The organism is Frankia sp. CcCS3 (assembly GCF_977927575.1).
This window is the reverse complement of record NZ_CDWRCL010000252.1, coordinates 1-5,673: the sequence shown is the minus strand read 5'-3', so window position 1 is coordinate 5,673 and position 5,673 is coordinate 1. Positions and strand designations below refer to the sequence as shown.

The window sequence follows — 5,673 nt, the reverse complement described above, 5'->3', positions numbered from 1 at the left end:
ACTAGCCATCCCTCGGCATCACGTGCGGAGGCTGTGGGCGGTACGAAACCCGTGGATCTGGCCCAGGAGCACGCTCGGGCCGGATTCCGGCGCCGTAGCCGGGCCGGCTGGCCTGGGCGGTTGGTCCGAGCGGCCCCGGACGTGGGCAGCATCACGGCGTGGGGGGAGTCACGACCTGTCGGGCGACCCGGCGGGCGCCGTCCGTTCCATGGCGATAGCCCGTTTCATGGCGGGATGACCGTTGCATGGTCGAGACGACCGTTACATGGTGATGTGGCGCGATGGGTGCTGGTGCGTCGGGATGCGTCGCGGCGGGACCGGGTCGGGTGGGCCCGGGTCCGGCACGGCGTCCCGGCCAGGCCGGGACGCCGTGCCGGCGGGCGGACGGGCCGGCCCCCGCGCCAGGTTCGCCGCGCGGCCGCGCTCAACGTGTAGCCAACATCCGCCGGGTCGTCACCCGTTTTACCTGGTAGGCATCTTCGATGTCGGTGCGCGGCGATCTGGCGGGTGGGTGGGCGGATCTGTGCCCCTGGATGCCCGTCCTCCGGAGCGGGTGGCCGGAAGGCGGCGCCGGGGCCCTCACCTTGGCGTTGCTGGTCTTGGTACCTGCAGCGTACGTCTGACCTGCGGCGATGCGTGCGTGTTACGCTGGTAGAGGCGGAAGGGGCACGTGACACATGGCGTTCCAAGTCGGCGAGACCGTTGTTTACCCGCATCATGGTGCTGCTCTGATTGACGCGATTGAAACTCGCGTCATCAAGGGCGAGGAAAAACTCTATCTCGTGCTGAAGGTCGCTCAGGGCGATCTGACTGTCCGAGTTCCGGCCGACAATGTCGGCATGGTCGGGGTGCGTGACGTCGTCGGGCAGGACGGGCTGGAACGGGTGTTCGAGGTGCTCCGTGCCCCGCACACCGAGGAGCCCACCAACTGGTCGCGACGGTACAAGGCAAATCTTGAGAAGCTCGCCTCCGGCGATGTGAACAAGGTGGCCGAGGTCGTCCGTGACCTGTGGCGACGCGATCGCGAACGCGGTCTTTCCGCGGGCGAGAAGCGAATGTTGAGCAAGGCCCGGCAAATCCTCGTCAGCGAGCTTGCGCTCGCCGAGGGCAGCAACGAGGACAAGGCGGAGGCCATGCTCGACGAGGTTCTCGCCGGATGATCGTGGGCTTGTTGGCGCAGGCGTAATTCGTCCGGCCGACAGGCGATCTATTCGGCACGGCATGATAATCAGGAAAGGCATTCTCTTTCCGGGAGACCGCCGTCCCGAGCGCGTTGCCGACTCAGGTTCCGGCTGAGTGGCGTCGAGACGGTGGTGGGCGGTGTTGCGCCCACCGGCGGCTCGCGCCGAGCCGGCTGGATCGGCCATGCCCTCGTGGCGGATGGCACACGGGAGGTCCTGTGGTGGGCGAAGGTCACCGGTTGCCGGTGGCGAGCCCCCGGGTGGCGGCGATCGTGCCGGCTGCCGGCCGGGGTGAGCGGCTGGGGGGAGGTACTCCCAAGACGCTGCGAGCCCTCGGTGGCAGGCCCATGCTGGTGCGTACGGTGGAATCGTTGCGCCGCTCCAGGCTAGTGACGCAGATCGTTGTCGCGGCGCCACCGACGCTGGTCGATGCCGTGGCCCAGTTGCTCGGCGGGGGCGTGCATGTGATCGCCGGCGGCGCCGAGCGGGTGGATTCGGTCCGCCGCGCCCTGCGGGCCGTGGACGACGACGTCTCCGTGGTACTGGTCCACGACGCCGCCCGGCCGCTGACGCCCCCCGAGCTGGTCGACGCGGTGGCGGCGGCGGTGCTCGACGGGCATCCCGCGGTGATTCCCGTCGTGCCGCTAGCCGACACGGTCAAGGAGGTGGACGCCGACGGGCGGGTGGTGCGTACCCCGCCGCGGGACGGCTTGCGAGCCGTGCAGACCCCGCAGGGATTCCGTCGCGACGTGCTGAGCGCCGCGTATGCGCTCGAGGACATCGCCGTGACCGACGATGCGGGACTGGTGGAGGCTCTGGGAGTGCCGGTGACGACCATTCCCGGCGCGCAGGAGGCATTCAAGGTGACTCGACCGGCGGATCTCGTGCTCGCCGAGGCGCTACTCGTCCGCTGCGACCCCGCGGACGACGCCCGGCCCGCGGAGCCCCAGTTCGCGGGCGCCCGGTCCACGGACGCCTGGAGTGGCGGATGACCGGCGGCCCGCGGCGGGACGAGCCCGTCGTGGATGCCGCGCTTACCAGCCGGCAGGCTCCCGCGTCCAGTTTGGTGAACACGGTGATCCTGCCCCGGGTCGGCGTCGGGGTCGATGTGCATCCGTTCGCCGCCGGCCGGCCGTGCTGGGTGGCCTGCCTGGAATGGCCGGGGGAGACCGGGCTCGCCGGGCACTCCGACGGGGACGTCGCCGCACACGCGGCTTGTGACGCACTTCTCACCGCCTCGTGCCTCGGTGATCTGGGTCGAGTTTTCGGCACGGACCGACCGGAGTACGCGGGTGCGTCGGGCGCGGTCCTGCTGGCCGAGACGGCGCGGCTTCTCGGTGCCGCCGGTTGGGCGATCGGCAACGTCTCGGTCCAGGTCATCGGGAATCGGCCCAGGATGGCCGGGCGTCGCGAGGAGGCGCAGAAGGCGATGTCCGTGGCCTTGGGCGCCTCGGTGAGCCTGTCGGCCACCACCACCGACGGACTCGGCCTCACTGGGCGGGGCGAAGGCTTGGCCGCCATCGCGACCGCGCTCGTCGTCCGCGCCTGACGGCGGGCCTGTCACCGGTGATATGCCGTTTTGTCATTGACTGACCGCGTGCCGGCGCGGAGATGAGAGGGTGAGCCGACCCTGGCCCCTCCCCGAGGAGTCTGATGGCTGACCGCCTTCCAGAGTTGGTGAGGGCCCTTGCCGACGCCCGGACCTACGTCGTTCTGGCGACGATCCAGCCCGACGGCTCGCCGCGGATGACGGTGCTGTGGGTGGACCGCGACGAGGACGAACTGCTGCTGTCCACGGTGCGGGGGCGCGCGAAGGAACGCGACATCGCAAGGGATCCGCGGGTCGGACTGATGTTCCTCGACCAGGGCGATCCCTACGGTTACATCGAGGTCCGCGGGACCGCTACCCTGACCGAGGATGGCGGCCGGGAACTGATCGACCGGCTGTCGGTGAAGTACACCGGAGACGTGTACCGGTGGGATGATCCGGATGAGGCCAGGGTGGTCGTCCGGGTCGTGGCCGACCGGGTACTGACGGTCGGCTGACCCTCCCCTTGGGTCCCGTCGGTCGAGCGGGGCCGTACCCTTGACAGATGGGTCTCCACCTCCACGACACGCGCAGGCGGCGTGTGCGGCCATTCGAGCCGCTACGCCCCGGTCACGTGGGCGTCTACGTGTGTGGGCCCACCGTGCAGGCGGCCCCGCATGTGGGCCACATCCGCACGGCGCTGCCCTTCGATCTGCTGCGCCGGTGGCTGGTGCAGTCCGGCCACTCGGTGACCTTTGTGCAGAACGTCACCGACATCGACGACAAAATCATCATCAACGCGGATCGGGACGGCACCTCGGTCTGGGAGCTCGCCACCCGGCAGACCCGTGCGTTCGACGACGCCTACCGCACTCTCGGGATCCTGCCCCCGACGATCCAGCCGCGTGCCACCGGTCACATCCCCGAGATGATCGCGCTGGTGTCGGCCCTCGTGGAGAGGGGATACGCGTACGCCAGCGGCGGTTCGGTCTGGTTCCGGGTGGGTGCGTTCGTCGACTACGGAGCGATGTCGCACCAGCGACCCGACGCGATGCAACCGTCCGTGGAGGCCGAGCCCGGCAAGGCTGACCCCCGCGACTTCGCGTTGTGGAAGGCAGCCAGGCCCGGCGAACCGTTTTGGTCGTCCCCCTGGGGTGACGGCCGGCCGGGCTGGCATCTGGAATGCTCTGCGATGGCCGGAAAATACCTCGGCCCGGTCTTCGACATCCACGGCGGCGGACTCGACCTGATTTTCCCGCACCACGAGAACGAACGTGCCCAGACGGTCTGCGCCGCCACGGCCCGCCCGGTGTCGAACGCGGCTTCGGCCGATTCGCCCGGCCCCGGTGGTGGCGAGCTCGGTGGTGGCGAGATGGCGCGCTACTGGATGCACGTCGGCCTGCTGACGACCGGCGGGACGAAGATGTCGAAGTCGTTGGGAAATTCCGTCCTGGTGGCCGACGCCCTCGACGAGGTCCGTCCGCAGGTTCTGCGTTATCATCTGCTTTCCGCGCACTACCGGTCCACGCTCGACTACAGCGCCGAGGCGCTGGCGGAATCCACCGCGGCCCACGACCGGGTGGAGACCTTCGTCCGCAACGCGTTGGACATCCTCGGCGGGCCCGGGGAGGCGGCGGCACTGGCAGCCGACGAGGTCGTCTCGTCGTCGACCGCAGGGACGGCGGGGAAGGCCGGGACGCGGCCGACGGTGGCCGGTGCTCGGCCGGTGCCAGTTCCCGGGCTGGGTGGTGAGCCGAGGCTCACCCCGCGGCGGGCCTGGTCCGATTTCACCACCGCTATGGACGACGATCTCGCCGTCGGGCGTGCGCTGGCGGCCCTGTTCGGCGCGGTGAGTCAGGGACACCAGGTGCTGTCGAAGGCTCACAGCCGGGAGTTGGCCGGGTGGGTGGACGTGACCCGGCGGATGCTGAACATCTTCGGTCTCGACCCGCATGAGCAGTGGCCTACCGCAGGTGCCGAGTTCAGGCCGGCGCTGGACGGCGCGATGCAGGTCGTGCTGGATCTGCGGTCCGCGGCCCGGGCCCGGCGGGACTATGCGGAAGCCGACGCCATCCGCTCGAGACTGGCAGCCGCCGGCCTGATCGTGGAGGACACTCCAGAGGGCCAGCGCTGGCATCTGGCCTGAGCCGACCGACCAGGTCTCACCAGGTTGATCAGCGTTGACGCCGTGACGATCAGTTGACTGATCTGATCGGCAGGCCGCCTGCCGCCCCGGACGGCGGCAGGCGACCCGGTAGATCAGCGGGCGCGCAATGTGATGCGCGTCCAGGCGCCCAGGTAGACCCGGTCCCCGTCACGAAGCGGAACGGGCTGGCCGGGCTCGATGGGGTCCGGTTCGTCGTTCAGCCGGGTGCCGTTGGTGGATCCCGGGTCGCGGACTGCGTAACCGCCGTCGGGCAGCAGCTCGAACAGGGCGTGGCTGCGGGAGATTCCCGGGTCCTCCGGCGCTCCGGACAGGTCGATGTCCGGATGGATGCCACGGGACTCGCTGCGCCGCCCCACGAGCATCTGAGAGCCGGCCAGGGCGAAGACCCGACGAGGGTAGAAGGTCGGGAACGGGACCCGGTGGTCGTCGCCGCTGTCGTAGTACTCGCGCTCCGCCTCGACGATGGCTTCCCAGACGGTGCTGCCCGTCGGCGCGCGGTCCCGATCCCAGCCGGCGCCACGCCCGGCGCCGGCCCGTGGGTCGTCGAGGACCGCGTCACGGGAGTCGACGTGGCCGCCGCGGGTGCCGCTGTGCCGCGGGTTGCCGCCCCGGCTCTGGGTGACCCGGTCGATGGATGGCGGGGGTGGAGCGGAGGCGTCCATGCCCAGCGGGTCCGCACCGTAGCCGTACTCGGCGTCGCGTCGGCTCCGGCGGTGCGTGTCCGACTCGCGGTCAAGGTCGCCCCGCGGATCCGGATATCCACCCGGCGTCCGGCTGTCGCGGCCGGTGGGGTAGCC

6 protein-coding genes are annotated in these 5,673 nt (G+C 70.4%); 5 read left to right on the top strand and 1 reads right to left on the bottom strand.

Going from position 1 to position 5,673, the window contains the following annotated elements; genetic code table 11:
- Positions 1-677: 677 nt before the first annotated feature.
- The 5 genes from AC08OQ_RS17280 (at position 678) to AC08OQ_RS17260 (ending at position 4,855) form a co-directional block, all read left to right on the top strand.
- Positions 678-1,160, top strand: coding sequence for a CarD family transcriptional regulator (locus AC08OQ_RS17280; protein WP_476602349.1), 483 nt, complete (start codon positions 678-680; stop codon positions 1,158-1,160).
- 242 nt (positions 1,161-1,402) lie between these two features.
- Positions 1,403-2,173 (top strand): 2-C-methyl-D-erythritol 4-phosphate cytidylyltransferase, encoded by a 771-nt coding sequence (ispD, locus tag AC08OQ_RS17275; RefSeq protein ID WP_476602351.1) that lies wholly within the window; start codon positions 1,403-1,405, stop codon positions 2,171-2,173.
- A complete protein-coding gene (gene ispF, locus AC08OQ_RS17270; RefSeq protein ID WP_462187282.1) occupies positions 2,170-2,730 on the top strand; it encodes a 2-C-methyl-D-erythritol 2,4-cyclodiphosphate synthase in 561 nt (186 codons plus the stop codon). The genes ispD and ispF overlap by 4 nt, the downstream gene beginning before the upstream one ends.
- A 104-nt stretch (positions 2,731-2,834) precedes the next feature.
- Entirely contained in the window at positions 2,835-3,227 is a 393-nt protein-coding gene (locus AC08OQ_RS17265; RefSeq protein WP_462187283.1) for a PPOX class F420-dependent oxidoreductase, read from the top strand.
- Positions 3,228-3,274: 47 nt separating this feature from the next.
- Positions 3,275-4,855, top strand: a complete 1,581-nt coding sequence (locus tag AC08OQ_RS17260; protein ID WP_476601931.1) for a cysteine--tRNA ligase — start codon at positions 3,275-3,277, stop codon at positions 4,853-4,855.
- A gap of 113 nt (positions 4,856-4,968) precedes the next feature.
- On the opposite strand, the gene AC08OQ_RS17255 is transcribed toward AC08OQ_RS17260, so the two are convergent.
- A partial coding sequence (locus AC08OQ_RS17255; protein ID WP_476601930.1) for an FHA domain-containing protein occupies positions 4,969-5,673 on the bottom strand: 705 nt, incomplete at its 5' end.